The sequence below is a fragment of the Amycolatopsis roodepoortensis genome, from assembly GCF_024628825.1.
GTDB lineage: Bacteria > Actinomycetota > Actinomycetes > Mycobacteriales > Pseudonocardiaceae > Amycolatopsis > Amycolatopsis roodepoortensis.
Genome location: NZ_CP102415.1, coordinates 8,980,969 through 9,007,000, shown reverse-complemented (window position 1 = coordinate 9,007,000; position 26,032 = coordinate 8,980,969). Strand labels below are relative to the sequence as shown.

Genomic DNA, 26,032 nt, shown 5'->3' with positions numbered 1-26,032 from the left:
AGCTCCAGATCCCGGCCCGCACCACCTAACCGAGCACGTCGTCCAGCGCGACCGAGTCGATCCCGAGCGCCTCGCCGACCGGCGCGGACGTCAGCCGCCCGTCCACCGTGCTGACCCCGCCGCGCAGCTCCGGGCATCGCGCGAGGGCGCCGGAGAGACCGTTGTTCGCCAGCTCCAGCGCGTACGGCAGCGTGACGTTCGTCAGCGCGTACGTCGAGGTGTGCGGCACGGCGCCGGGCATGTTGGCGACGCAGTAGAACACCGAGTTGTGCACGGTGAACGTCGGTTCCGCGTGCGTGGTCGGCCGCGTGTCCTCGAAGCAGCCGCCCTGGTCGACGGAGATGTCGACGAGCACGCTGCCCGGCTTCATCCGGGAGACGAGCTCGTTCGACACCAGGCTCGGCGCCTTGGCTCCCGGCACGAGCACCGCGCCGATCACAAGGTCGGCCTCGACTACGGCCTCCTCGATCGAGTACGCGTTGGCCGCGGCGGTGCGGATCCGGCCCTGGTACATCCGGTCGGCGGCACGGAGCTTGTCGACGTTCTTGTCGAACAGGACGACGTCGGCCCAGGTCCCGGCCGCGCCGGCGACCGCGTTCATGCCCGCGACACCGGCGCCGAGGACGACCACGCGCGCCGGGGCGACGCCGGAGACGCCGCCGATGAGCACGCCCCGCCCGCCGTTGGCGCGCATCAGCGTCTGCGCGCCGACCTGCGGGGCCAGCCGTCCGGCGACCTCGCTCATCGGGAACAGCAGGGGCAGCGAACCGTTCGGCAGCTGCACGGTCTCGTAGGCCACCGACGTCGTGCCCGCGTCCAGCAGCGCCCGCGTGCAGGGCTCGCTCGCGGCGAGGTGCAGGTACGTGAACAGCAGCTGGTCGCGGCGCAGGCGGTGGTACTCCTCCGCGATCGGCTCCTTGACCTTGAGCACGAGGTCTCCGGTCGCCCAGACGTCGTCGGCGCTGTCGAGCACCTTCGCGCCGGCCGCAGCGTAGTCCTCGTCGCGCACGGAGGACCCTTCGCCTGCTCCGCGCTCGACGAACACCTCGTGCCCGGCCGAAGTGAATTCGTGCACGCCCGCGGGCGTCACCGCGACCCGGTACTCGTGGTTCTTGACTTCACGAGGGACACCGATCTTCATCTCACGCTCCCGTCTGTTCCAAAGGCAATGACGCTGAGCGTGCGGCACGGCTGGAACGGCCAGAAGTGCCAGAACCCGCGCGATCGACGGGTCCAGTTCGCGGGAAGGCCTCCTTGGCGGGTTTACTCACCAAGGAAAGTGACGTCCTGTCATAGCGATGGGCTATGACGTCCTCGCCGGATACCGGCTACCGGTGTTCGAGCACCGGCTCCACAATGGACCGGTGGGAACCCTGGCCATGACCTCGCTCGCGGCGGCGGCCGGGGTCGTCGCCCAGCGTTTGTCAGGTATGGGGCTTTCCCTGCTGTGCGTACCGTTTCTCGCGCTGGCACTGGGCCCGCTCGACGCCGTCCGGCTCACCCTGCTACTCGGCTTCCCGGTCTACCTGGCGGTCGCGATCACCCATTGGCGGGCGATCAGGTGGAAGCAGGTCGCGTGGCTGACGGTGCCCGCGGTGGTCTTCACCCCGGTCGTCGCGTTCGTGGTGCGCGGTGTTCCCGCGCGGCCGCTGCTGCTCGCCGCGGGCGGCTGCTGTGTCGTCGCGGTCGGCATCCTGGCGAGCGGCATCACCAGCAGACGGCTCGCGGGTAAGACGGGTGCCGTCGGCGCGGGCGTGCTGAGCGCGGCGATGAACTCCGTCGCCGGGCTGTCCGGTCCGGCCGTGGCGGTGTACGGGGCGAGTGCGGGCTGGGGCGCGGACGAGACACGCGGGACGCTGTCGATCTACTTCTTCCTGCTCGGCCTGGTGGCACTGCCCAGCCTCGGCTGGGTGGAGGTGCCCGTGAGCGTCCTCGTCGCGGTGGCGGGTGCGGCGCTCGCCGGTGATCTGCTGGGACGGGCGCTGAGCCGCCGGGTCGGCGAACGCTCCGTCCGCTGGTCCGTTCTGGTGCTTTCGGCGGCGGGTGGTGCGCTGACGCTGGCGCATGCGGCGTGAGGCTTGGCTCGCGACCGCGTGGCGGCCATGTCGCGAAAGCCACTTTCGAGACATCAGACGTCGCGAAAGTGGCTTTCGCGACACGTCTCGGCCGGGGAGCCACTCACGACCATCGCTGACATCCGTGAAGGGCCCCTTCACGGATGTCAGGGTAGGCAAGGAGGCCTTCACGGACACCGTCGGTCGGAGAACTGCCGGTCCCGTTGGTCGTGAGTGGCGATTCGGCTTAGAACCCGAATCGCCACTCACGAGACCAGACCCACTCGATACCGCCGGGTGCTGGGCTTGACCGGGGGTTGCGAAAGCCACTTTCGAGACGTCTGGTGTCCCGAAAGTGGCTTTCGCGACACCGGCTCCAGCCCCCAGGCCCCCACAGACCGGGCCCGGGGGCAACGGCGGCCGGAAGCCAGTAGGTACCTAAGACACCCTCGGCTAGAACCCGAATCGCCACTCACGACCAACGGGACCGCGCACCGTCAACGTTGCGAAAGTGGCTTTCGCAACCCCCTCACAACAGCTTTCGCAAAGCGTCCCGTAAAGCGCCGAGGGCGGCCTCGGGCTCATCCCAGAAGATCATGTGCCCGGCCCCCGGGATCTCGACGAGTTCCGCCGACGGATTGCGTTCGGCCGCTTCGGCCGCGCCGTCGGCGGTGACGACCGGACTCGCGCCGCCGTACAGGAAGTAGGTCGGAGAGGGCACCTTCGGCCAGTCGTCGAAGAAGTCCTCCGATTCGAAACCGGCGTGGGTCGCGGCGATCGCGGACCGGGAGCACGAAGAAAGCCAGCGAGCACGCAGTTCCTGTTCCCGGCGCGGCCATCGCGGCCAGGACCGGGCGACCTCGTCGGCGTCGGTGCCCCGGCGGGCCTGGGCGAGTTGCCCGAGGAAGGCGTCGAGGGTGGTGGGGTACGGCGCCCGTCCGGGGCCGCTCAGCGGCGGGTCGGCCAGCACCGTGCCCCGGTACGGCCGGCTGGTGGCGGCCCGTGCGGCGATCCGCGCGCCCATGGAGTGTCCGAACAGGATCGGATCGCGCAGCCCGAGTCCGTCCACGACCGCCTCGACGTCCGCGGCGTAGCTCGCCAGGTCGTAGTCCGGCGCGTCATCGGACAGCCCGCGCCCGCGGACGTCGAGCACGAGCGGGCGCACGAGGTCCGTGAGCTCCCGCGCGACGAAGTCCATCGTGACCGCCGGGCTGGTGATCCCCGGCAGCACGAGTACCGGGACTCCGTCGGACGGCCCGTAGTCGAGCACGTGCAGCCGGACCGATCCCGAGCGCACCCACCGGCTGGTCGCCGGAACGTCGCCGAGATCCGCCAACGCGGGTTGACCGAGCGTGCGGTGATCCTGTTCCGCGAGGTACGCCAACGCATCGTCAAGGTCGACGACGTCCGCGTATTTCGCCTGCAGGTCGAACAAAGCGGCGTCGTGCGGTCCCTGAGCGCGGTCACCGCAGGCTTCCCGGACGACCAGCGTGTTGAAGCCCGACTGGACGGCATCGACCGCGGTCGCGCGGACGCATCCCGAAGTCGTCGCGCCGCAGACGACGACGGTGTCCGTGCCCAGACTCGTCAGGAGCGCGGCCAGCGAGGTCCCGTTGAACGCCGACGCGCCCTTCTTCAGGATCAAATGGTCGCCTTCACGCCGTTCGAGCCGTGGGTCGAGGGCGATCGCCTCGCTTCCTTCCCGCAGCGCCCGCATCCCTGGCGCTTTCCGAAGCCACGCGACGCCGTCACCGTCGGCTTCGGCGGGTGTGTAGCTGATCGCGGTGTAGATCACCGGGATGTCCTGCCGACGCGCCTCGGCGACGAGAGCGGCGGTCGCGGTCACTTCGGCGGTGAGGTCTGCCCCAGACGGGAAACCGGGCTCGGTGAACCCGCGGGTCAGGTCGACCACGACCAGGGCCGGGCGCGATCCGCGCGGCACGCTCGCGCCGAAACCGGCTCGGTCGTACACGCTGTCGAGGCCTTTATCGACGGGCACGCTGCAACTCCTTGATCAGTTTGTCCTGAGTACGGATCCGGCCCAGCAACCAGCCCTGGAACAACCCGAGGGCCGCGGCGGCCGCGATCACGCCGTAGCGTTTGACGTTGTCGGGCACCAGCATCGCGAGACCGTCGAGGGCTTCGCCGCCGTCGGCCGGAGCGGGTTTCGCCACCGGCGCGGGACCTCCTTCCAGCTGGTCCGCGAGATTGCGGGCGAACTGGTCGAGCAGCCGGGTGGAGACGGCGCCGATCGCGCCCTTGCCGAACTGGGCGAGCTTGCCGCGGATCGAGAGATCGGTGCGCAGCTCGATGGTGGCGCCGCCGGGTGCCTCGCGCACGGTCAGCGTCACGTCCGCCTCGGCGTCGCCGTTGCCATGGGCGTCCGCTCCCCTGGCCACCAGCCGCAGGCTCCGGTCGGCGGCGGTGACGTCGGTGAACCGCACGGTGCCCGAGTAGGCGGCGGTGATCGGGCCGACCTTGACCTTGACGCGGCCGAGATAGGCGTCGTCCTGCCGCCCGTCGAGGGTCGCGCCCGGCAGGCAACCGGCCACCCGCTCGACGTCGTTGATCAACGCGAAGACCTCGTCGGGTCCGGCCGGTACGGACAGCTGGTTTTCCAGGATCACGCTGTCGCCTCCTTCTGCTGGGCGTGGCATCGGCGGGTCGCGGTCGCCTCGATCGCGTCCACGATGGTCTGGTAACCGGTGCAGCGGCACAGGTTCGCCGAGACGGCCTCCCGGATCTCCTCGCGCCCCGCGTCCGGCCGCTGGGCGAGGAATCCCTCGGCCAGCATGAGGAACCCGGGCGTGCAGAACCCGCACTGCAGGCCGTGGTGCTCGCTGAAAGACCGCTGCAGATCGGAAAGTTCCCCGTCGCGTCCCAGCGATTCGACCGTGCGGATCTCGGCCGACTCCGCCTGGACGGCGAACATCAGGCACGCCCGCACCGGTTCCTCGTCGACGAGAACGGTGCAGGCACCGCACACGCCGTGCTCGCAGCCGACGTGGGTGCCGGTGAGCCCGAGGTCGTGGCGCAGGACGTCGAGCAGGGTCTTGCGCGGTTCGACGAGGGCCTCGTGCGCCTCGCCGTTGACGTTCAGGACGATCAGGTGCCGGTCGCTCATGATGGGACGCTCACTTCCTGGTGGATCTCCGCGTCGAGCGCGGCGAGCACGGTCTGCGGGTGGACCGGGGTCGTGTCGAGTTCGACCCCGGTGCGGCGCAGCGCGTCGTTGATCGCGTTCAGCACCGCGGCCGGCGCGCCGATGGTGCCGCCCTCCCCCGCGCCCTTCGCACCGTTTTCCGTGAAGGCGCAAGGGGTTTCGAGGTGGGTGACGGTGATGTCGGGGATCTCCGTCGCGGTCGGGACGAGGTAGTCGATGAAGCTCGCGGCCGACGGTTCCCCGTTGCCCGCGTAGGTGACCTCCTCGAACAGCGCGCCGGCGATGCCCTGCGCGATCCCACCACGGCACTGGCCGTCGACGACCTGCGGATGGATCACCACGCCGCAGTCCTCGACACAGGCGTAGCGCAGGATCTTGATCTGGCCGGTGCCCGGATCGGCCTCGACGACCACGGCGTGCGTGGCGTTGGAGAACGTGCCGTCGCCGGGCACGTCGAAGCTCGCCGTGGCCGTCAACGTCGGTTCGACGTCCTTGGGCAGCAGGTGACTGCGCAGGTAGGCCACGTCGGCGATCTCCTCGAACGACGCGCGCCGCTCCGGATCGTCGATCTGGACGACGCCTCCGTCACCGTCGAGCCGGACGTTGTCGGGACTCGTCTCGAGCAGGTGCGCGGCGATCCTGCACAACAGTTCGCCGAGCTTGCCTGCCGCGAGGGACACCGCCGAGCCACCGATCGTCACCGAGCGGGACGCGAAAGTCCCCCACCCGTAGGCGATACGCTCGGTGTCGCCCTGGCGGAGCTTGACCTGGTCGAGATGCAGCCCCAGCCGGTCGGCCACGATCTGCGCCAGCGTCGTCTCGTGGGACTGGCCGTGGTTCATGGTGCCGCTGGTGACCACGACGGAGCCGGTGGTGTCCATCCGGATCTCGGAGATGTCGAAACCGGGGACCACCGCCATCTTCCGCTTGGCGAAGGCACCCGAGCCGTATCCGGTCCGCTCGGAGAAGCAGCAGTAGCCGATGCCGATATGCCTGCCCTCGGCGGCGGCACGGTCCCGGAACTCGTACCAGCCCTCGTCCCGGATCGCCGCTTCGGCGAGTTCGAGCGATTCGCGGTAGGTGCCGGGGTCGTAGGTGATGGCGTTGACGCCGGTGTACGGGAACTGCGTGATCACGTTGCGCCGCCGGATCTCGACCGGGTCGAGGCCGAGTTCCCTGGCCGCGCGTTCCATCACCCGTTCGATCGCCATCACGTACTGCGGACGGCTGACCCCGCGGTAGGGCGCCGTCGGTGCCTTGTTGCTCGCGATGGCGCGGGCACGGACGCGGTACTCGGGCACCTGGTACACGCTCGGCATCTCGGCCGACGCCATCAGCGGCTCGATCCCCGCCGTGAACGGGTAACAGGAGTACGCGCCCATGTCGCAGACCACGTCGACGTCCAGCGCGGTGATCCGCCCGTCCTCGTCGAACGCCGCCAGCGTGCGGTAACGCTGTTCCCTGGCAAGGAATCCGGCCGTGAGCGCCTCACGGCGGTCTTCGATCCACTTCACCGGCCGGTTCAGCCGCCGGGCCGCCGCCGCGACCGCGATCTCCTCACGGCCGACGACGCATTTCTGCCCGAAACCCCCGCCCATGTCCGGGACGGTGACGCGAACGGTGCGTTCGGGGACCCGCAGCGAACGGGCCATCGCCGTGCGCACCTGATGCGGCACCTGCGTGCACATCTGGACGAGCAACTGGTCGTCATGGTCGTCCCAGGAGGCGACCACTCCCCGCGTTTCGAGTGGGAGCGCGTTCTGCCGTCCGCTCTTCGTGACGACCTCGACGACGCGGCCGCCGCCCGCGCGGGCGGCCTCGAACGCCGCGTCGACACCGGGTGTGTCGAACATCGACACGTCGACCAGCACGTTGCCCGGCGCCTCGTCGTGGACGAGCGGCGCGTCCGCGGCGAACGCCGACTCCTCCGACACGATCGCCCCGAGCGGCTCGTAGTCCACCACCGCGGCTTCGACGCCGTCCTCGGCGCTGTACGGATCACGCGCGACGACCAGCGCCACCGGTTCGCCGGTGAACCGCACCTTCTCCCTCGCGAGGATCGGCATCGCGGTCGGCGAGAACTCCTCGGGCGGACGGTCGAGGAGGGCGACGATGTCACCGAGATCGAGGTCGGTTGCCGTGTAAGCGGCGACAACGCCGTCGACCGCCAAGGTGGCCGACAGATCGATCCCGGTGATCGTGCCGTGCGCGACCGTCGAACGGACGAAGGCCGCATGCAGCATTCCTGGCAGTTGGATGTCGTCGACGAAGCGGCCCCGGCCGGTGAGGAACCGGGGGTCTTCGCGCCTGGGCACGGACGCGCCGACCCAGCGGCCGTTACGCCCGTCGAACCGCGGAGTCATCGCGTTTCTCCTTTCTCCCAGGCCTCGTGCAGCGCCCGGGTGACGAGGGTGCGCGCCAGCCGCCGTCGGTAGGCGGCGCTACCCGCCGCGTCGTCGGGCGGATCGATGGCCGCCGCGGCGGCCTCCCCGCACTCGGCGAACAGCTCCGGTCCCGGGACGCCGCCGTCGAGCAGCGCCTCGGCCTCGGGCACCCGGACGGGCGCTGGGGCCACACCGCCGAGCACGACCCTGCCCCCGTGCTCCGCGTCGATGCTCACCGCGGCGTCGACGATCGCGAAATCACCGTGACGGCGGGCGAACTCGGTCAGCGCGGCCCGGGGCGACGGACGGGTGAAGCGCACCGCGGTCACGACCTCGTCGGGTTCCACGGCCGTGGTGTAGAAGCCGTGGAACATCTCCTCGGCCGGGATCTCCCTGGGCCCGCGCGGACCTTCGGCGACGATCACCGCGTCGAGCAACAGGGCGAGCAGGCACCATTCCGCGGTCGCGTCACCGTGGACGACGCTGCCCGCCACCGTTCCGCGGGACCGGATCGGCAGATGCCCCACCCACCGCATCGCGCGGGACAGCACGTCGAAATCCGGCCCGAACTCGGCCACCTCGACCGCCCGATGGGTGACCAGCGCGCCGATCGTGAGGCTGGAACCGTTACGCCGGAACGAGTTCAGCGCCGGTTCCCGCCGCAGGGGGCCCAGATCCACCAGCGCCGTCGGCCGGGCGAGCCGGAAGTTCATCATCGGCATCAGGCTCTGCCCGCCCGCGATGAGCTTCGGGTCCTCGCCCGCCGCGGCGAGTTCGCCGAGCAGGCCGACGGCGTCGGTGACGTCGTGGGCCCGGTGGTACCGGAACGCGGCGGGCTTCACAGAGCCGACCTGGTTTCGGCGGATGGCCCGGCCGGGTCGACGATCCGGTCGAGTTCGCGGCCGCGGGTCTCCGGCGCGCCCACCTTCATGAACAGGACCGCGGCCACCACGAGCACACCCAGCACGGCGAAGGTGAGGGGCAACCCGAGCACCGGCCACAGCACGCTGCCGAACAGCAGGGGCGCGAAACCGGTGATCGCCCGGCTCGACGACGACGCCCAGCCGAACCCCGAGGCCCGGAGTTCCGTCGGGTACAGCTCGGACACGTAGGCGTACATCACCGGGATGACCACCAGCGCGAACAGGCCGAACGCGCCGATCGCCACGACCGCCGCGGCAGGCGTGTCGAGCAGCAGGGAGAACACCACCAGCGACAGCGCGGTGAGCGGACCGGCGACCATGATGATCCGCTTGCGGCCGACCTTGTCGACCAGGAGCACGGCCACCGCGACACCGACGATGCCGGTCGCGTTCATGAGCGCGGTCGACGCGAAGGCGGCGATCTCACCGAATCCCTGAGCCCGCAGGATCGACGGCATCCAGCTGAGCGCGGCGTAGTAGACCAGCATGACGCTGATGAACAGCGACCACGCGACCGCCGTGATGCGCGGGTTGAACGCCCACACCCGGCGCAACTGGTCGAACGCGGCCGCGACCGCGCCACCGCGGGTGTCCTCGACCACCGCGGGCGGGACCGTGTACGGCTCCGGTGTCGCGCCCGTGCGGCGCACGAGGTCGTCGATCACGGCCCGCGCCTCCGCCTCACGGCCCTTGCGCACCAGGTACAGCGGCGATTCCGGGACCCCACGCCGCACCCAGAACAGCAGCAGCGCCGGCAGGATCATCAGCACCAGCATCCAGCGCCAGTTCCCCTCGACCGGGAGCAGCAGGGTCGCGGTGACGGCGGCCAGCGTGGTCCCGATCGGCCACCAGCCGTCCATCGCGGACAGGACCCGGCCTCGATGTTTACGCGGGGAGAACTCGCTGACGATCGCGTAATCGACCGGGATACAGCCGCCGAGGCCGATCCCCGCCAGGAAACGCAGGGCCAGGAACGTCTCGACGTTCGGCGCGAACGCCCCGAGCACGGAGAACAGCGCGAACAGCAGCAGCGTGACGCTGAACGCCCGCTTCCGGCCGATGCGGTCCGCGATCGTGCCCCAGACGACCGCGCCGACGGCCATGCCGATCAGGTTCGCGGTGGCCACCAGGCCCTTCCCGCCGGCGGACAACCCGAATTCCGTCCCGACCAGCGGGGTGAGGAATCCGTTCAGCGCGACGTCCCAGGCATCGAACATGTAGCCCAGCCCGCCGATGAGGAAGATCTTTCCCTGCACACTCCAACGCCAGGGCAGGTCCTGGACGATCTGATCACCAGTACGCATGAACCACTCCGATGCGATTGCCGGCCAGCGCGCCTCAGCGGGCGAACTGGTAGTGGATGGACTCGGTGTCGGGGTCGGTGAGCGGGCTGCCGTTCCACAGCCAGTCGTAGGACACGTCGGATTCGCCGTCGAAGCGCCGCAGCTTCTCGTCCCGTTCGCGCTGCTCGGGACCGTCGGGCAGATGGTAGAAGTCCATGTTCTGCAGCGAAGCGTCCTGGACCATGCCCGCGTGCTTGGCACGCCGGTCCACGTAGCGGACCAAGGCTCCGTCGATCCCGTCGCGGGTGACCCGCCCCAGCTCCTCGGCCAGCACCGCGGCGTCTTCCATCGCCTGGGACGCGCCTTGCGCCTGGTACGGCAGCATCGCGTGGCACGCGTCGCCGAGCAGGGCGACCCGGCCGTCGACCCAGACCGGGTCACGGCGGCGGCGGTACATCGCCCACACCGAGACGTCCTCGTCCTTCGCCTTCGCCAGCATCGTCGGAACCCGATCGTCCCAGTCGTGGTACTCGGCGGCGAGTTCGGCGGCGGTGGCCGGGCCGCTCCAGTCCTTGGCGACCGCTTCGGTGCACGGCACGATCGCGACCACGTTGAGGTACTCCCCGCCGCGGATCATGTAGTGCACCAGGTGTTTGTTGGGGCCGTACCAGATCGTGGAGTGGTACCGGTCGACGAGGAACCGGGTGGCGGGGTCCTGCGCGATGAGATCGCCGGAGATCAGGGCGCGGTAAGCCATCTCGCCGGAGAACGCGAGGGTGTCGTCGAACCCGGCGAGGTCGCGCACCGAAGACCGGATGCCGTCCGCTCCGACCACGATGTCACCGGTGAACCGGCGTCCGTCGGCGGTGATCACCGCCGGCCGGTCCGGCACCGTCCGGTCGAGGTCGACCACCCGTGCGCCGGTCGCCACCCGCACCACCGGACCGGGGACGTCCGGATCGAGGCAGGCGTCCAGCAGGACTCCGTGCAGGTCGGCGCGGTGATAGTGCCAATAGGGCGCGCCGTACTGGTCGGTCACGCGCCTGCCGAGCTCCAGCTGGGCGATGATGCTCCCGTCGGCCCAGCGACGGCGCACCTGGTCCTGCGGCTCGGTCCGCACCCGCTCGAGCCGGGCGCGCAGGCCGAGCCCGATGAGGATCCGGCTGGCGTTCGGCGCGGTCTGGATCCCCGCGCCGATCTCGCCCAGCGCAGGGGCGGCCTCGACCACGGTGACGCGCAGACCTCGTTGCCGAAGGGACAACGCGGCACAGAGCCCACCGAGCCCGCCGCCGACGACAACGACCTCAAACGACTGACTCGCGGCCATGGCCGCCTCCCGTCTTCGTCATGGCTTTCGCGCCCTTGAGCAAGCTCCCCGCGCCGGGCACCCACGGCTCCACGCCGAGTTCCGACAGGATCCGGAAAGTCGTGGCCGTCGCCGCGGACAGGACGGGGATCCCGATCTCGTCCTCCACCGGCTGGATCGCGGGCAGCGAAGGCATCTGGACACAGGCGGAGAGTACGAGTGCGTCCACATCGGACAGATTCAGTTTCCGGTGATGCTCCCGCAGCCCCGCCGGGTCGAGCCGGGCGACGGCGAGATTGTCGGAGACCTCGAGGGAAAGCGCGTCCGCGACCTCGAACCCGGCGTCCTCGATGTAGTCCGCCACCGCCTTGGTCAACGGCTTCATGTACGGCGTGATGATCGCGACCTTGCGGGCGCCGAGCGCGCTGAGCCCGGACAGCAGCGCTCCGGCGCTGGAAACGACCGGCGACTCGCAGCCCTCTTCGCGCAGCACGCGCGTGATGTCGTCCTCGGCGGTGCAGTGATAACCGGGGCCCTGGGCCATGATCGCCACCAGGCACGCGGTGGCGACCACGTCGGGCTTGGCGTCGGCGAGTTCGGCCGCCGCGCGCCCGGCCTGGGCGTTCATCGCCCGCAGCTGTTCGGGTTCGACGTGCCGCATCCTGGCCCGCGCGGAGTGGAAGACGAACCGGTCCCCCGGCTCGGCCTCCTCCCTGGCGCGCAGCATGCGTGGCAGCTCGGTCTCCATGGTGAGGTTCGAGCTGGGGACGATCATCCCGATGTGGTGGTCGGTCATCGGCGGGCCGCCGGACGCATCTCGGCGACGGTCAGCTCACCGTTGTCGACGATCAGTTCGTCGTCCAGGTACAGGGAATTGCCGCGCATCGGGATGTCGAAGTGGCAAGGCGTGTCGTTCGGGCCGCCGAGCTCGTTGTTGGGGCCGATGGAGAACATGACGTTGCCGTAGAAACTCCGCAGTTCCATGCCCATCCCGCCGGGGAACTGGGTCAGGCCGTGCCAGTGGGCGCGTTCGTCGAGCCCCCAGCCCACGTGGCTCATCCCGTAGCCGCGCGGATCGTCGAAACTCTCGATGTACGAGCGCAGCAGATCCGCGTCCAGTCCGGACGATCCGGCGCCACCGCGGATGTCCCGGATGAACCCCTGCTCGATGGTGATCTCCACCGGCGTCTGTACGTAGGTGTTGAACGGCAGCAGCACATCCCCCGGCGACAGCACGATCTTCCCGTCGACGCCGTCGTCGGCCCCGCCGGTGAACACGAACGCCGCCGGCCAGTGGTCCCAGCGGCCGGGGGTGTCGGTGTAGCCGTATTCGGACATCGTCGGGTACACGCCGAGCTGATAGGTGACGTCGGTGCCCGCCGGGCTGGTGATCCGCATCGTGCCCGCCTTGGCGAGGAGTTCCGCGCCGATCTCCACCCGCTCGCGCAGTTCCTTCGTCGGCATGAGCCTGGCCAGCAGCTCGGGCGGTTCGACGGCGGTGAGGATCCGGGTGCCCGCGTCCTGGATGGCGAACTGTTCCTTGCTGAACAACAGGAACGTGCAGTCGACCACCATGTCCACGCTCTTGAGCGCCTCGACCGCCAGCGGGATGTTCCCGAGCCCCGAGTCGCCGACCGCCCACGCGCCCGCGGCGCTGACCGGCGACGGCAGCCGCATGTGGTACGCCGAGGCACCCAGCTGCTGGGCGGCCCACAGGAAGGCGTCGGCGTACTCCGCCCGTTCACCGCCGCGGGTCAGCACCACCACGGTCTCGCCCTCGTGCACCCCCGAGAACGTCAACTGGCGCAAACAGATGTCGTTGAACAGGTTCCGGTCCATCGCCGACCACCTCCATATTGATCCGAGCACGTACTATCCGGGTACGGAAGACCGGTCTTCATACGAACACGTACCATCCGGATACGCAAGAGGTGACCGCGGACAGATCTCGGCGGCCTGCCGGTGAGCAACCGTCCGGACACGTAGGATCACCGCGGGGGCCCGGGCAGCGGGTTGGAGCCGACAAGGAGCAACGATGGGTGAATCGGCGCGCACGGGCCGGCGCAGGGACGACACGCCGGCCGTCGCTCCCGCGACGCCGTCGGACCTGCTGGCGGCTCCCGGCTACGGCGCGCGCAGGCTGTACCAGGCGTACCTCGCCGCGTGGAACCGCCATGTGGATCCGGTGCTGACCGGCCCGCAGTTCGCGGTCCTGTCGGCGGTCCGCGCCTATCCCGGCAGCGACCAGAGCTCACTCGCGGGCGCCGTCGCGCTCGACACCTCGACGATGGCCGACCTGTGCCGCAGGCTCGAACGGCGGGGTCTCATCCAGCGCGTCGAATCCCCGCACGACGCGCGCCGCAAACTGCTTTCGCTCACCGACGAAGGCAAGTCGGTCCTGAGCCAGGTGAACCGCCGCGCCCGCCGCCTGGACAAGGCGCTCCTCGACGGCGACGACGACGTCGACATGGCGGCGTTGCTCAACGCGCTCGGTGCCCGCTGGGAGCGGATCGCCGAGGTCGACAAGCTGCGCTGAGAGCCTGTCGGCGGAGCTGCGACGTGCCTCGCGACGTCGATCGCGGACGCGGGTTCACCAACAGACACCGAGGCCGACACGCCGGGTTCCGGCGCTCCGGGGTTGACCTTGACATCGTGACAAGGTCTTCACTGAAGCGCAGGAGGTGGTTCCCATGAACCCGACCACGGACACACCGCTGCTCGACGCGCTCGGCGCCGAGGACTCGTCGACGCGGCTCAAGGCCGCCATGGCCGCAGGCACCCGGCCCGACCCCCGCTTCACCGACGCCCTCGTCGCGCGCTGCGCGGTCGAGCCCGACTTCTTCGTCCGCGACATGCTCACCTGGGCGCTGACCCGGCTCCCGCCGGCGAGCACGGTGCCCAAGCTGCTGGTGGAGCTCCGATCCGAGCGGGCACAGGCGCGGAGCCAGGCGCTGCACACCCTGTCGAAGATCGGGGACCGCACCGCCTGGCCCGCGATCACCGAGTCCCTGTTGCACGACGCCGACGACGAAGTCGCGCGGAGCGCTTGGCGTGCGGCCGTCATCCTCGTGCCGGAGGACGCACGGGCCGGGCTGGCCGCGGAACTGGCCATCGAGCTCGGCCGAGGTGACCGGAACAGGCGGCTGAGCCTCAGCCGGGCGCTCGTCGCGCTCGGGGATGCCTGCGAGCCTGCCCTGCGGAAGGCCTCGGAGAGCCGCGACGACGCGGTGCGCGCGCACGCCTTCGCCACGGAGCGGCTCCGCCGCGACCCGGAAGCGAGTTTCGACGTGACCGCGGACGAGGCGAAACGGATCGTGGCGCTCGGCCCGCAGGCCGGAGGATCGGCGTGCTGATCGGCGAGGTGGCGCGGCGTTCGGGAGTGAGCTCCCGGATGCTGCGCCACTACGACTCCCTCGGGCTGGTGCGGCCGACGGGACGCACCGTCGGCGGCTACCGGGAGTACCAGGACGAGGACATCCGCCGGATCTTCCACGTGGAAAGCCTGCGCTCGCTGGGATTGTCGCTGCGCCAGATCTCGCGCGCCTTGGAGGATCCGACCTTCACGCCGTCGACGCTGGTCGGCGACCTCATCCGCCAGGCGGAAGACCGGCTGAACCGGGAACAGGAGCTGCTCGCGCGGCTGCGCACGGTCGACGCGTCCGCGCCATCGGACTGGCAGGACGCCCTCCGCATCGTGGAACTCCTGCGAGGGCTCACTTCGCCTCACGCGGCACGTCGCCAGCAGGCCGTCCTGAATCCGGCCGAAGACCTGCCGGTTCCCGCCGACCGGATCGCCGGCGCGATCCTGACCGAGGCCGACCCGAACGTCGCCGGAGCCCTGCGCTGGGCTCTCGCGCGGGCGGGCGGCGAGGGGGTGGCCGAGGTGGCGGCGGGGCTGCGTACGGACGACGCCGACGTCCGGCAGCGCGCTGTACTGGCGCTGGCCGAGATCACCGGCGAGGAAGCGGACAAGGCGCTCACGGAGGCGCTTGGGGACTCCGACGCAAGGGTGCGCGGGCCCGCCGCACTCGCCCTGGGCGGGAGAGGCACGACCGCGGCCATCCCCGTCCTGGTCCGCATGATCGTCGACGGCACGAACGACGTCGAAGCCGCGGAGGTCCTGGGCGCGCTGGTGGAGAACCCACGATCGGAGGAACGGATCGTGGCCGCCTTGGCCGACGCCCTCACCGAGGATTCCGCGGTCCGGATCCGCGTGGTCCAGGCCCTGGCGGAGATTCCGGGGGCCAAGGCGGGCGGCCTGCTGGAGCGGCTCGCCGGGGACGCCGATCCGGCTGTCGCGCTGATCGCGGCCGCCCTGGCCGGCCGGGACCGGACGGTTGAAGGATAAGCGGTCTTGTCCGTCCACAAGGGACACTTCAGGGCGGTGCGTTCGTGGGCCCGTCGGCTTTCTCGACACGCAGCCAACCACCAACCCGGCCTGCCTGTGGACAACTCGGCTCACGCGGCGCTTGCGGCGGCACGCTGGGTTCGGGTGTTCCCAATGTCGCATTAGAGACACTCAGCGTCCCGAATGCGACATTGGGAACACCCGAGCGGCGAAACGGCAACAGTGGCAGCAGGAGCGTGTCAGGAGAAGCAGCGGATCGGCGCGCCGTTGAAGGCGACCATGTCCGCCAGCGCGGCCTCGGCAGACCGTTGACGTTGCGAAAGCCACTTTCGCAACGTTGATGGTTGCGAAAGCGGCTTTCGCGACACGTCACCTTTGCCTTACCCGCGCCAATCGCTTAAGTCGGGCGCCTGCTCATCCACGCGGCTCGTACCGTTCGTGATGCAGCACGGCGTCGAGCGGAAGACGTTCCCGCCAGCCGTGCCGCTCCAGATCGGGGACGGTGGGCAGGTCCCGCACCGGGCCGACGCACAACCACGCCACCGGACGGACGTTTCCGGGGAAACCGACCAATTCGCGCAGGAACTCCTCGCGATAGAAGCTGACCCAGCCGACGCCGAGCCCTTCGGCGGTCGCCGCCAGCCAAAGGTTCTGAATGGCCAGGCACACCGAGTACAGGCCGGCGTCGGCGATCGCGTGCCTCCCCAGCACGTCCGGCGCGCCGCGTGCCGGGTCGTAGCCGACCACGATCCCGGCGGAGGACTCGACGATCCCCTCGATCTTGATGTTCGCGAAGACACCGGCCCGTTCGGCGTCCAGCCGATCCTCGAAAACCTCCCGTTCGGCCAGCACGTGCTCGCGAAACCGCTTTCGAAGGTCCACATCGGACACCACGACGAAATCCCAGGGCTGCGACAGGCCCACACTCGGCGCGGCGTGGGCCGCGCTCAGCACGCGGCGCAGTACCTCTTCCGGAATCGGCTCCCCGGTGAACTCGGCCCTGGTGTCCCGTCGCCGGAAGATCGTGCCGTACAGCGAACCGTCCTCTGTCTCACGCGTCATGCGCTTGATCGTGCCTGGGACTCAAGGGACGGCGAGGAACGGGGTCAGCAGGCGGAGCAGTTCCGCGGGCCGGTCCAGCGGGATGATGTGGCCGCAGTCCTCGATGAGGTGACCGGTGAGGTCGTCGGCGACGGGGCGCAATTGCCGTTCCAGCGCACGGCCGACCGGATGGGCGCCGATCGTCATCGTGGGCATCGCCAGCCTGCCGCCCGCCACCGCTTCGCCGATCTGCCGCGCGGAGTCCGGCATGGCGCGATAGTAGGAGAAGGCGCAGCGCAGGGCGTCCTGCCCGGTGTAGGCGTCGACGAAGGCGTCGCGGATCTCGGGCGGCACGCCGCGCCCGAGCGTGCCCGCCGCGAGGAACCAGTCGATGTACTCCGCCTCGTGCCCGATCAGGACCTTTTCGGCGAGGCCGGGAACGGCGTGGAAGCCGAACCACCACGGTGGGCCGCCCGCCAAGAAGTCCTCGGCGCCGGGCAGCGAACCCGCCAGCGACTCCATCACGACGAGCCGCCGCACCAGATCCGGCCGCCGCAAGGCGAGCAGGAGGGCGACCGGTGTGCCGGCGTCGATGGCGACGACGTCCGCGGTGGATTCGCCGAGGGTGTCGAGGATGCCTTCGGCGTCGGCGACCAGCGTGCCCGCGTCGTAGCCGTCCGCGGCGCGGGTGCTGCCGCCGAGCCCGCGCAGATCCGGGGCGATGACCCGGTGGTTCCCGGCCAGCGGGCCGATGACCTCGCTCCAGAGCCGCCAGGTGTGCGGGAAGCCGTGGAGCAGCAGGACCGCGGGTCCGCTGCCCGCGACGGCCACGTCGACCTCGATGCCGTTGATGCCGATCCGTCGTACCTCGGGCACGTCGCCTCCACTGTGGTTACCATTGGTTACCAGAAAACCGTAGGTAACTTCCGGCGTGCCGCCAAGACGGCACTTTCCCCACAGGTGGTGAGCTCCAGGTGACCTCCGAGCGGACACGGCGTGGCGATCTGTTCGACCCCGAATGCCCCACTCGCCGTCTGCTGGATCGCATCGGCACGAAATGGACGTCGATGGCGGTCAAGGTCCTCGCGGAGGCGGCTCCGGACGAGGTCCGGTTCGCCGAGTTACGGCGCAGGATCCCCGGCGTATCCCAGAAAATGCTCTCGGTGACCTTGCACAGCCTGGTCCGCGACGGGCTCGTCGACCGCCGGGTCGAGCCCACCGTGCCGCCCCGCGTGCACTACCGGCTGACCGACCTCGGCCGGTCGCTCGACGTGCCGCTGGCGGCGCTCCGGAACTGGGCCGAAGAGCATATGGCCCGGATCGACGAGGCCAACGCGAAGGCGGACGAGGCCCCGGCTCAGAGCGGCTCCAGATAGGACCGCTCGGACCAGTCGTCGTCTTCGTCGTCCCGGGGACGGGGTTTCCGCGCGGGCGGTTCCGGCGCCGGCGCGGACAGCTTTTCCAGCTCCGCGACGGCGTCGTCGACGTCCAAAGTGGCCAGTTCGCCGACCTGCCGTTCCAGGGACGACCAGGCTTCGCCGGCGAGCCGCTGACGTTCCTCCGCGGGCAACGCGTCGATGATCCGCCACCAGCCGCGCGCCTCCTGGACGAATTCGTCCAGTACCGGGCCGTGGGCCAGCAGTTCGTGCGGCCGCCGTCGCCCGGCGAGCACCTCCCCCGCGAAGTCCCCGGCGGCGCCGCCGGTCGCCGCCAGCAGCCGCATGGCCGTCTGCCGTGCCCGCTCACCCTGCTCGGAGCCGAAGAGCTCGTGTCCCGTCACAGCTTCACCCGCCTGCTCTTGGCCGGGCACTCGGCGTCCCGGTGTTCGTAGTCCTGCGGCCACTGCGGCGGTTCGCCCATCGCGATGGTGGCTTCCAGCAGTTCGTCGAGCGTCTTCTCCCCCGCGAAAGCGTGTGCCAGCCCGAGTGCGGCGCTGATCCAGGTCTGGATGATCCCGACGATCTCGTTGAACGACAGCACCAGGTGGATGATGTCGCGCAGCTCGGGATCCTGGAAGATGTTGACGAGCTTGCCGCGGCGTCCCAGCTCGGACAGTGCCTCGCTGATGATCTCCGCCACCCGGACCCCGCGCTCCAGCCCGAGTTTCTTGCCCTTGGTGAGGATCAGCAGCGCGATGTCGATCGCCGAGCTGTAACCGTGCCTGATCTCCTGCATCATGTGGTACGCGAGCTTCGCCAGCGCCTGGATCGCCCGGCACGCGCCGTGGAAGTACTGAGCCAGCTGCAGCACACAGGCGCGGTAGTCGGCCAGCCAGTTCTTCGCGCGGTCGGCGGCCTCCCCCGCCCACACCCCCTGGATCCCGAACCGGCCCTGGTTGATGTTGGCCGCGATGTTCTCCAGCCCGATCGCGGCGTCGTGGTAGAGCACCGCCTGCTCCTGCAGCACGGTCCAGTCGCCGACGAGCAGGTCGGCGAGCATGGTGATGAAGTCCTTGTCGGACCCGGTGAGCATCTTGATCACCTCGGCGACGTCGCCCAGCGACCCGCCGAGATCGAGCAGCTTCTCGCGTTCCTGCTCGGCCTTCACCGGCCACCAGGACGGATCGGTGACGGCCGCCGGGTCGGGTCCGCCGTATCCGACCAGGACGGCGTCGCGGAACGCCGCGGCCCCCGCCGGGTCGCGCACTTCGTCCACCGGGATCCGCGCGGCGTCCGGCTCCGGGTTGAGCCGGTCCAGCAACTCGGCCGCGCGTGCGTCCACCACGCCGTACCAGTGCGCGACGCACCGCAGTTCGTGCCCGCCGCCCGCGGCGAGATTGGCCGCGAACCCCGACTGGGTCAGCGCCGCGCGCTGCCACTCGTCCAGTTTCGGCCAGGCGGCGGCCAGGAAACCTTCACCGCGTTCGGTGTCGAACCCGGCCCCGACCAGCCGTTCGAACCAAAGCCGATAGGAGTCCGCGCCCGCGCTCGCCCGCAGGACCAGGTCTCCCAGCGCGCGCACTGCGGCCGGCTCGACCGAGAACCCCTGCCCCATTCGTCCCCCTCGTACTCCGGAAGTGTTCCTTCGACGCTCCCGAAGTCTGACAGGTTGCCATGAAATGTCACATCACTGGAACGGAGTACCGCGTGCGAAACTGACCCGATCATCGGCGAAAGGAGATCACGCTGTCTCGCCAAACGGCTCGGATCTGGCTGTCCGAGCGCCGCAGGAGCGGCTTGAGCGCCGCGTTCGCGCTGGTCGTCGCCACGTTGACGATCGTGTTCCGCGAGGACGTGCTGTCGATCTCGTTGGTCGACGCGGGTGTTCTGGTCCTTCTCGCGTATCTCGTCGGCTACCTCGTCGTGACGGTGGCCGCGTTCGGCGTGGCGACCTCGGAGCAGATCCACGACTGGGCGAGCCGGGAAAGCCGCGGCACGTTCGCCCAGCGATACGTCTTCGGGACCGCGCCGGGGCCGGGAGTGTCGATCACCATCGCGGCGGCCGCGCTGGCGGTGGCGGTGGTGTGGATGCCGGGCCTCGGTGGTGAGAGCCTGCCGGCGGGCGCGCGCGTCGGCGTCGCGGTGGCGCTGGTCGTCGTCGCGTGGATCTGTGTCCTGGTCTCGTTCGCGATCGCCTACCACGCGGACGACGTGGTCGAGCAAGGCGAGGCCCTGCGGTTCCCCGGCGACGGATCCGCCGAGTGGTCCGACTACATCTACTTCGCGGTGTCCGTGATGACGACCTTCGGGACGACCGACGTGGACGTCGTCTCCCGGGAGATGCGCAGGACCGTGACCACGCACGCGGTCATCGCGTTCGTGTTCAACACGGTGACCGTGGCGGCGGTCGTGTCCACTTTGAACAGCGGCTGAAGCCTCAGCCCAGTTTCAGGAGGATCGGGCTGCCGGTGACGGTGACATCCGCACCGGGTTCCACCAGCGTGCTCCTCCCGTCGAGGTCTTCGGCCGACGTGGCGCCCCGAGCCGCCGGGATCCGCTCGGACCGGTCGATGGTCCACCAGATCAGGAAGTCCTTGCCGCCCTGATCGAAGCGGCATTGCCACAGGTGATCGGGCAATCCGGCCGCGCGCCCTTGCCCGCAGGAATGGATCCGGCTGCCGGACAGCCAGGTGTGCAGGCGTTCCACGTGTCGCGCCGCCTTCGTGTGCGGACCGCCCGCGGGCTGCAGCACGATGGGGATCTTGGCGCTGCCCCAGTTGTAGAAGTACATGCGGCGGTATTGCGCGTAGAGACCGGACAGGAAGAACCGGACAGCGTGCTGCGCACCCCGATCCTCGTCGACGGGCCGCTGCCTGTTCACGTCGTAGGCCGAGCCGGTGCTCCACAACCTGATGCCGGCGCCGGCTTCCTGCAGCACCTTTTCGATCTCCTGCGCCAGCGGCAGCATCGTCTCCGGTGGGTCGGAATCGTTGCGGGGAGCCAGTTTCATCGCGGCGGCGTCGCAATGGTCGTAGCCGCCGAGCTTCGCGAACCGCCGGAACCCCTCGAACGCCGCGGGATCCCAGAGCTCGCCCATGGACGGGCAGACCACGGTGGCGGCTGAGTCGGCGGATTTGATCACCTGGCTCGCCCTGCGCGTCATCTCCACCAAACCGGCCATCGATCCGGAGAAGAAGTCCTGATGATTGGCCATGTCCCACAGTTCGTAGGCGTCGATCCGGCCTCGATACTGCTCGACGACGGCCCGCACGAACCGTTCCCAGTCGGCGAGGTCGTCGGGCGGACCGGTGCGGGAATCGTCGGTGTAGACGGACTTCGGGCTGTTCGGGCTCGCCCACGACGGGGTGCCGCCGAAGGTCAGGGCCACCGGGAAACCGGCACCACGGGCACCGGTCACCAGCCGTTCGAGTGTTTTCCAGTCGTACTGACCGCGGGCGGGCTCCAGGTTCTGCCACCGGGTGCGTGTGTTCCACAACCGGACGGAGCCGACGCGGAACGTCGGCATCAGCCCGGTGTTGGAGTTCGTCGTCACCCCGACGAACTCCGGATCGAGCGTGCGTGGCGCGTTCGTCCACATCGCCGCCTGGACCGCGGGTGCCGTGACCTGCGCCTGCCGGTCCGGCGGGGTCGCCACGGCGCCTCCGGCGAGCAGGACCGCCGCGAGGACGACGACGAGCGCGATATGCGTCAGCGGCCGCCTGCGATGGGGCTCCACCGCGTCGGTGTCAGGGATGACCAGCGGTTCGGGGACGGGGGTTTCGCCCAGGTCCGCGCGCTCCCACACCCGGTACAGTTTCGCGAGATCCTCGCGGCTCGCGCCGCACACCGTCGCGATCGCCTCGATCGGCGCGAAGGTGGCGGGAACGTTCCTTCCGGTGCAGTAGCGGTGCACGGTCGACCGGCTCGAATGCACCTTGCGCCCGAGCTGTTCGTAGCTCAGGCCGCTCCGCTCCTTGTACTCGGTGAGAAGTGCCGCCAGCGTGGCAGCCGCCTCACTCGCCATCCCGCTGCGCCCCCTCCGCGCCATGTCCCGGACGGATATCAGTGTCCCATCGCGGGCCTTTCGCCGCGCGAATTCGCGAGATCACGTCTCCCGACCCGACGTCGCCGCAGGTCAGAGGCGAGATTTCGTCCCAGCGTCCCATTCCGCGCCGTTGCGCTTGCCACGCCGTCCCGCGCTGGAGAGCGTGGACCCGCCGGCAGATCCGGCCATGGGGAGGAATCGGAATGAAATCGCACAGGAAGACCTTGCTTCGAGGAGCACTGGCAACCGCGCTACTGGTAGTGGCGACCAGCGTCCCGGCCGCCGCCGCGACGCCGCGGCTGACCACGCGCGCGGACTTCAACACACCGGGCGGCGGACAGATCGTCGAATACCTCGAAAAACTGATCCGTGGCGCACCCGAGAACTCGACCATCAAGACCGCGCAGTTCCTCTTGCGGGACAAGCCGATCACGGAGGCGCTCGCGGACGCCGCGGAGCGCGGGGTGCACGTCCAGGTCCTGGTCGACGGGCGGACGACGGACCATCCGAACTACCAGGACCTGAAGAAGCGGCTCGAGAAGACCGGCGACAAGAACTCGTGGGCGAAGAACTGCAAGGCCGACCGAGGGTGCAACGGCGGAAACGTCATGCACAACAAGTTCTTCCTGTTCGACCGGACGCTCGACGCGTCGACGGTGGTCGCGACCGGATCGGCGAACTTCAGCGAGAACACCACGGGTGGCAAGGGCGGCTGGAACAGCTACTACACCGACGTCGGGAACCCCGCCCTGTTCGCCAGGTACAACGACTACTTCGGCGACCTCCGCAGGGTCGCGGACGGGAGCACGGCGAACCCCGACTACTACGAAGCCAACCCGCCCGTGATCACCGGGAACACCAAGAGTTACTTCTACCCGAGGCTGAAGGACGCGGGGAACGACACCGTCGAAAACACCCTGAAGGAGGTCGGGTGTTCGGCGGAGAAGTCCAAGATCCGCATCGGGGTGTGGTCACTCACCCGGATGAAGATCATCGAACGGCTGCGGGTCCTGGCCGCCCGCGGCTGCTCCGTGGACATCGTGGCCTTGCGGATGACCGCGGGCTCGTGCGAAGCGCTGATGAAGGGTCAGCCGGACCGTGTGCGGCTTCGTGGTTTCAAGAAGGGCAACGAGGCGGGCATCCACGAGAAGAACATGATGATCGAGGGCGACTACCTGAAGCCGGGTACCAAGGTCGTCTTCACCGGCAGCCAGAACTTCAACAACCCGTCCCTGCACGAGAACGACGAAAACGTCATCCGGGTCCTGGACGACGATGGGATCTACCGGAGCTTCGCGCGGAACTTCGAGCAGGTGGCCCAGGCCGCCGACCAGGAGATCAAGTCGCCTGGGGACTGCTGGAAGATGGTGCCGGAGGACTGATCCGGCCTACGGGCATCAGCAATCACAACAGCTGCGCGTGAAGGCCCCCTTCCCTCGGCTGAGCCGAGGGAAGGGGGCCTTCACGCGCAGGGCCGCGGTTTCCGGAAGGACTGGGGCTGGCACGGCACCGCCTGCGGGTCAACGGAGGTACATGAAGGCCCCCTTCCTTGCGCCTGGCGCAAGGAAGGGGGCCTTCATGTACTCAGGCGAGCAACCGACACCGGTAAGGGTCAGGGACGCCAGGTGTCGTTCAACGCCATCGTGCAGCCGCTCGAAGCGGTGCCCGCCCGGTTGGCACCCGATTCCCACGTGACGGCGCCGCCCTCCTTACGGATGTACTTGTACTGGAAGGCGGCTCCCTTCGGCAGCGTGACGTTCGCCGTCCACAAGGGATAACCTGCCGACGACATCGGAACCGCGTTCGCCGGGTTCCACGCTCCGAGTTCGGGGCGGTCGCCGACGACGAAGATGTTCTGGCCCCACGAAGTCGTGGCGTTCACCGTGAACTTCGCCGAAACCGCGGAGCACGCCGCGCTGTAGCGCTGCTTGACCACCGACGGCGTCTCGACCGGGGCACCCGCGTCGATCGAATGCGCCAGCCGTACGAACTGCGCCATCGACCAGGCCAGCGGCGTCGCCGAGCCGGTGCCTTCGCCGAAGGTGAAGCCACCGGCGCTTTGCCGGTCCCAGACCTGTTCCGGGATCAGGAAACCGGGATTCGCCGACGCGGCCATGGCCGCCAGATGCGTCGTCGCAGGGCGTCCGTTGGCGAGCTCGTACTCCCCGCGCTCACCGGTGAGCAGCGGCCACAGCCGTCCGACTCCGGCACCGGTGTACGGCCCGCCGGAAGCGGTTTCGCCGTAGCCGTCGTGGTTGTACCGGTACCACATCGGGCCGTTGGGGGTGTTCACCTTCAGCGTGGAGTCCACTTCGGACAGTGAAGCGGCGACGTCCGGATCGGCAGGCGGCTTCACCCCGAGGCGGACGAGGTCCAGGAAGCCCGCGTCGATGATGGCGCGTTCGTCGTGGTTCCCGCCACCGTTCTGCAGGAAGACGTTCTGGCCGTCGTTGGGATTGCCGTTGCCGTCGATGCGGTGGAAGTACCGGCCGTCGCCGAGCGGACCGGACGTGGTGAACGTCCAGGCGCTGACCTGCGCCTGCCACCGGTCCGCGGTTTCGCGGTACCGGGCGGCCGCCGTCGTGTCGCCGTTGCGTTCGGCGATGTCGGCGGCGCAGATCAGCCCGGCGATCTCCGCGGCGATGGTGGACGGCGAGTAGCCGCCGTTCTCCTCCCAGCGTTCCTGCGGGGTCGAGGGGCCGTTCGCGACGAGGAAGTCCGCGGACTTCTTCACCTTCGCCCACATCCCCGCGTCGGACCGGCCCAGCTGCCACGCGAGCACGATGGGGAAGGCGACCTCGTCCATCTGCAGGCTGGTCCAGCAGTTGGTGCCGTCGAGCCGGGTGTTCTGCGGGAACGAACCGTCCGGCCGCTGCTGAACGGTGAACAGGTAGTCGACCGAACGGTTGGCCGCCGCCGAGTCGCCCGCCGCGATCTGCGCGGTCGAGACCTGGTACAGGTCACGGGACCAGACCGCGTGATACCCGCAGTCCCCCGTGCCGTTCGCGTCCTTCGCCTCGCCCCAGGGATTGGTGAGCGAGGCGACGTTCGCACCCGAGTAGGTCTTGTCTTCGTGGGCCTTGAGGGTCATCAGCGCCACGTTGTACTGCGTGGTCAAGCCGGCGCCGGTGATCGACCTGGGCACCGCGGCCAGCGAGGAGAGATAGCCGCTCCAGCCGGACCGGTACGCGGTGTCCGCCGCCCCGAAACCACCGGCGAGCGAGGCCGACGCGTTCGCCGACGCGGCGCCGCGATCACCGCCGAACCCGATCGCGAGGGTGAAGGTGGTGTCGGTCCCCACGGGGATCTGCCCCAGCTGCACCAGGTTCCCGGGCGTCGACGCCGAGTCGTACTGCGTGCCGAGAACGTGGTCGCCGCTCAGGTCGACGTAGCCGTCGCTCGCGGTCCCGCTGTAGCCGCTGGTCGCCTTGACGAAACCGGTGGAGGCGGCCATGGCGCTGGACACCGGCCCGTCCGAAGCGACCAGCTGCCCGCCGGAGGTGGCGCCGGTGTCCCCCATTCCGCTGTTGTTCAGCGACGGGTTGTACAGCGCGTACAGCTGCAGCGGACCGCCGCTGAGCACCTCGAACCTGGTCTGGATCAACACAGTGGACCGCGCCGGGTCGGCGGTGTGGGTCTTGGTGATCCGGTACCGCCCGTTGGTGGCGGTGTTGATCTGCCGGTAGCTCAGGGAACGCGGATCGGTAAGCACCAGCTGCTTGGTGGTGTGGTCGCGTTCCAGCTGCGTGAAGCCGGCACCGTCGGACACCACGTACTGCAGGTCCTGGACGTTGGCGACGTCGACTGTCGGGTAGTAGATCTCGTGGTTGATGCCCTGGCCGAGGGTGAACCAGACCTTCGACGCCGCGTTCGTGGCGGTGCCGAAACCCTCCTTACCCCCGGTCGTCCAGGCCGCGCCGGTACCCGGCGCACCGGGCGCGTCCGCCAGCGGTGCGGCGCTCACCGGCGTGGACGCCAGGAGCACGCCAGCGGTCAACAGCGCGACTGTCGCGCGACGCCGCTTCGGAGATTTCATGTCGATCCTTCCCACAGGCTTCATCGACGGCAGGATTTGTTGTTAGCGGCAACTTATTCGCTGGCCGTCT

23 protein-coding genes are annotated in these 26,032 nt (G+C 69.5%); 7 read left to right on the top strand and 16 right to left on the bottom strand.

Annotated features, from left to right (window positions below; translation table 11 throughout):
* Window positions 1–25 precede the first annotated feature (25 nt).
* The gene (ald, locus tag NQK81_RS43090; protein WP_257486095.1) at window positions 26–1,141 is read right to left on the bottom strand and encodes an alanine dehydrogenase; all 1,116 of its coding nucleotides are present in this window, start codon (window positions 1,139–1,141) and stop codon (window positions 26–28) included.
* A gap of 157 nt (window positions 1,142–1,298) precedes the next feature.
* Between ald and NQK81_RS43085 the strand changes: the two genes are divergently transcribed.
* The gene (locus NQK81_RS43085; RefSeq protein WP_257486094.1) at window positions 1,299–2,075 is read left to right on the top strand and encodes a sulfite exporter TauE/SafE family protein; all 777 of its coding nucleotides are present in this window, start codon (window positions 1,299–1,301) and stop codon (window positions 2,073–2,075) included.
* Between the two features lie 508 nt (window positions 2,076–2,583).
* Here the strand turns inward: NQK81_RS43085 and NQK81_RS43080 are convergent.
* Genes NQK81_RS43080 through NQK81_RS43040 form a run of 9 tightly spaced genes read right to left on the bottom strand, consistent with a single transcriptional unit; the run spans window position 2,584 to window position 12,952 of the window.
* Entirely contained in the window at window positions 2,584–4,053 is a 1,470-nt protein-coding gene (locus tag NQK81_RS43080) for an isochorismatase family protein (RefSeq protein ID WP_257486093.1), read from the bottom strand.
* Entirely contained in the window at window positions 4,040–4,681 is a 642-nt protein-coding gene (locus NQK81_RS43075; RefSeq protein WP_257486092.1) for an SRPBCC family protein, read from the bottom strand. The genes NQK81_RS43080 and NQK81_RS43075 overlap by 14 nt, the downstream gene beginning before the upstream one ends.
* Complete coding sequence (locus NQK81_RS43070) at window positions 4,678–5,178, bottom strand: (2Fe-2S)-binding protein (protein ID WP_192741901.1); 501 nt, start codon at window positions 5,176–5,178, stop codon at window positions 4,678–4,680. Before NQK81_RS43070 ends, NQK81_RS43075 begins: the two co-directional genes overlap by 4 nt.
* Complete coding sequence (locus tag NQK81_RS43065; protein WP_257486091.1) at window positions 5,175–7,580, bottom strand: xanthine dehydrogenase family protein molybdopterin-binding subunit; 2,406 nt, start codon at window positions 7,578–7,580, stop codon at window positions 5,175–5,177. The genes NQK81_RS43070 and NQK81_RS43065 overlap by 4 nt, the downstream gene beginning before the upstream one ends.
* Window positions 7,577–8,443 (bottom strand): FAD binding domain-containing protein, encoded by an 867-nt coding sequence (locus NQK81_RS43060; RefSeq protein ID WP_126734261.1) that lies wholly within the window; start codon window positions 8,441–8,443, stop codon window positions 7,577–7,579. Before NQK81_RS43060 ends, NQK81_RS43065 begins: the two co-directional genes overlap by 4 nt.
* Window positions 8,440–9,828, bottom strand: coding sequence for an MFS transporter (locus NQK81_RS43055; RefSeq protein ID WP_257486090.1), 1,389 nt, complete (start codon window positions 9,826–9,828; stop codon window positions 8,440–8,442). Before NQK81_RS43055 ends, NQK81_RS43060 begins: the two co-directional genes overlap by 4 nt.
* A gap of 34 nt (window positions 9,829–9,862) precedes the next feature.
* The gene (locus NQK81_RS43050; RefSeq protein ID WP_257486089.1) at window positions 9,863–11,134 is read right to left on the bottom strand and encodes an FAD-dependent monooxygenase; all 1,272 of its coding nucleotides are present in this window, start codon (window positions 11,132–11,134) and stop codon (window positions 9,863–9,865) included.
* Complete coding sequence (locus tag NQK81_RS43045; RefSeq protein ID WP_306856017.1) at window positions 11,112–11,909, bottom strand: maleate cis-trans isomerase family protein; 798 nt, start codon at window positions 11,907–11,909, stop codon at window positions 11,112–11,114. The genes NQK81_RS43050 and NQK81_RS43045 overlap by 23 nt, the downstream gene beginning before the upstream one ends.
* Complete coding sequence (locus NQK81_RS43040; protein WP_257486088.1) at window positions 11,906–12,952, bottom strand: 2,5-dihydroxypyridine 5,6-dioxygenase NicX family protein; 1,047 nt, start codon at window positions 12,950–12,952, stop codon at window positions 11,906–11,908. The genes NQK81_RS43045 and NQK81_RS43040 overlap by 4 nt, the downstream gene beginning before the upstream one ends.
* A 196-nt stretch (window positions 12,953–13,148) precedes the next feature.
* Here NQK81_RS43040 and NQK81_RS43035 point away from each other — a divergent pair, with 196 nt between their 5' ends.
* The 3 genes from NQK81_RS43035 to NQK81_RS43025 all read left to right on the top strand — a co-directional run bounded on the left by NQK81_RS43035 (window position 13,149) and on the right by NQK81_RS43025 (window position 15,461).
* Window positions 13,149–13,649 carry a MarR family winged helix-turn-helix transcriptional regulator gene (locus NQK81_RS43035; RefSeq protein WP_126734265.1) on the top strand — a complete coding sequence of 167 codons (501 nt, stop codon included), beginning with the start codon at window positions 13,149–13,151 and terminating at the stop codon, window positions 13,647–13,649.
* A gap of 154 nt (window positions 13,650–13,803) precedes the next feature.
* Window positions 13,804–14,466, top strand: a complete 663-nt coding sequence (locus NQK81_RS43030; RefSeq protein ID WP_257486087.1) for a HEAT repeat domain-containing protein — start codon at window positions 13,804–13,806, stop codon at window positions 14,464–14,466.
* Window positions 14,460–15,461 (top strand): HEAT repeat domain-containing protein, encoded by a 1,002-nt coding sequence (locus tag NQK81_RS43025; protein ID WP_257486086.1) that lies wholly within the window; start codon window positions 14,460–14,462, stop codon window positions 15,459–15,461. Before NQK81_RS43030 ends, NQK81_RS43025 begins: the two co-directional genes overlap by 7 nt.
* A gap of 414 nt (window positions 15,462–15,875) precedes the next feature.
* On the opposite strand, the gene bluB is transcribed toward NQK81_RS43025, so the two are convergent.
* Both bluB and NQK81_RS43015 read right to left on the bottom strand, forming a co-directional pair.
* Window positions 15,876–16,523 (bottom strand): 5,6-dimethylbenzimidazole synthase, encoded by a 648-nt coding sequence (gene bluB / locus NQK81_RS43020; RefSeq protein ID WP_257486085.1) that lies wholly within the window; start codon window positions 16,521–16,523, stop codon window positions 15,876–15,878.
* 21 nt (window positions 16,524–16,544) lie between these two features.
* Window positions 16,545–17,378, bottom strand: a complete 834-nt coding sequence (locus tag NQK81_RS43015) for an alpha/beta fold hydrolase (protein ID WP_257486084.1) — start codon at window positions 17,376–17,378, stop codon at window positions 16,545–16,547.
* A gap of 98 nt (window positions 17,379–17,476) precedes the next feature.
* Here NQK81_RS43015 and NQK81_RS43010 point away from each other — a divergent pair, with 98 nt between their 5' ends.
* The gene (locus NQK81_RS43010; protein WP_257486083.1) at window positions 17,477–17,878 is read left to right on the top strand and encodes a winged helix-turn-helix transcriptional regulator; all 402 of its coding nucleotides are present in this window, start codon (window positions 17,477–17,479) and stop codon (window positions 17,876–17,878) included.
* Here the strand turns inward: NQK81_RS43010 and NQK81_RS43005 are convergent.
* Window positions 17,860–18,282, bottom strand: a complete 423-nt coding sequence (locus NQK81_RS43005) for a hypothetical protein (RefSeq protein WP_255632516.1) — start codon at window positions 18,280–18,282, stop codon at window positions 17,860–17,862. The two genes, NQK81_RS43010 and NQK81_RS43005, sit on opposite strands and share 19 nt — an antisense overlap.
* Entirely contained in the window at window positions 18,279–19,496 is a 1,218-nt protein-coding gene (locus tag NQK81_RS43000; RefSeq protein WP_257486082.1) for a hypothetical protein, read from the bottom strand. The genes NQK81_RS43005 and NQK81_RS43000 overlap by 4 nt, the downstream gene beginning before the upstream one ends.
* Before the next feature lie 182 nt (window positions 19,497–19,678).
* On the opposite strand from NQK81_RS43000, the gene NQK81_RS42995 reads away from it, so the two are divergent.
* The gene (locus NQK81_RS42995; protein ID WP_257486081.1) at window positions 19,679–20,314 is read left to right on the top strand and encodes a DUF1345 domain-containing protein; all 636 of its coding nucleotides are present in this window, start codon (window positions 19,679–19,681) and stop codon (window positions 20,312–20,314) included.
* A 4-nt stretch (window positions 20,315–20,318) separates the two neighbouring features.
* On the opposite strand, the gene NQK81_RS42990 is transcribed toward NQK81_RS42995, so the two are convergent.
* Window positions 20,319–21,929 carry a helix-turn-helix domain-containing protein gene (locus NQK81_RS42990; RefSeq protein WP_257486080.1) on the bottom strand — a complete coding sequence of 537 codons (1,611 nt, stop codon included), beginning with the start codon at window positions 21,927–21,929 and terminating at the stop codon, window positions 20,319–20,321.
* A gap of 200 nt (window positions 21,930–22,129) precedes the next feature.
* Between NQK81_RS42990 and NQK81_RS42985 the strand changes: the two genes are divergently transcribed.
* A complete protein-coding gene (locus tag NQK81_RS42985) occupies window positions 22,130–23,308 on the top strand; it encodes a phospholipase D-like domain-containing protein (protein WP_257486079.1) in 1,179 nt (392 codons plus the stop codon).
* A 230-nt stretch (window positions 23,309–23,538) separates the two neighbouring features.
* Here the strand turns inward: NQK81_RS42985 and NQK81_RS42980 are convergent, their stop codons facing one another.
* Window positions 23,539–25,962, bottom strand: coding sequence for a glucan 1,4-alpha-glucosidase (locus tag NQK81_RS42980; protein ID WP_257486078.1), 2,424 nt, complete (start codon window positions 25,960–25,962; stop codon window positions 23,539–23,541).
* Window positions 25,963–26,032: the final 70 nt, after the last annotated feature.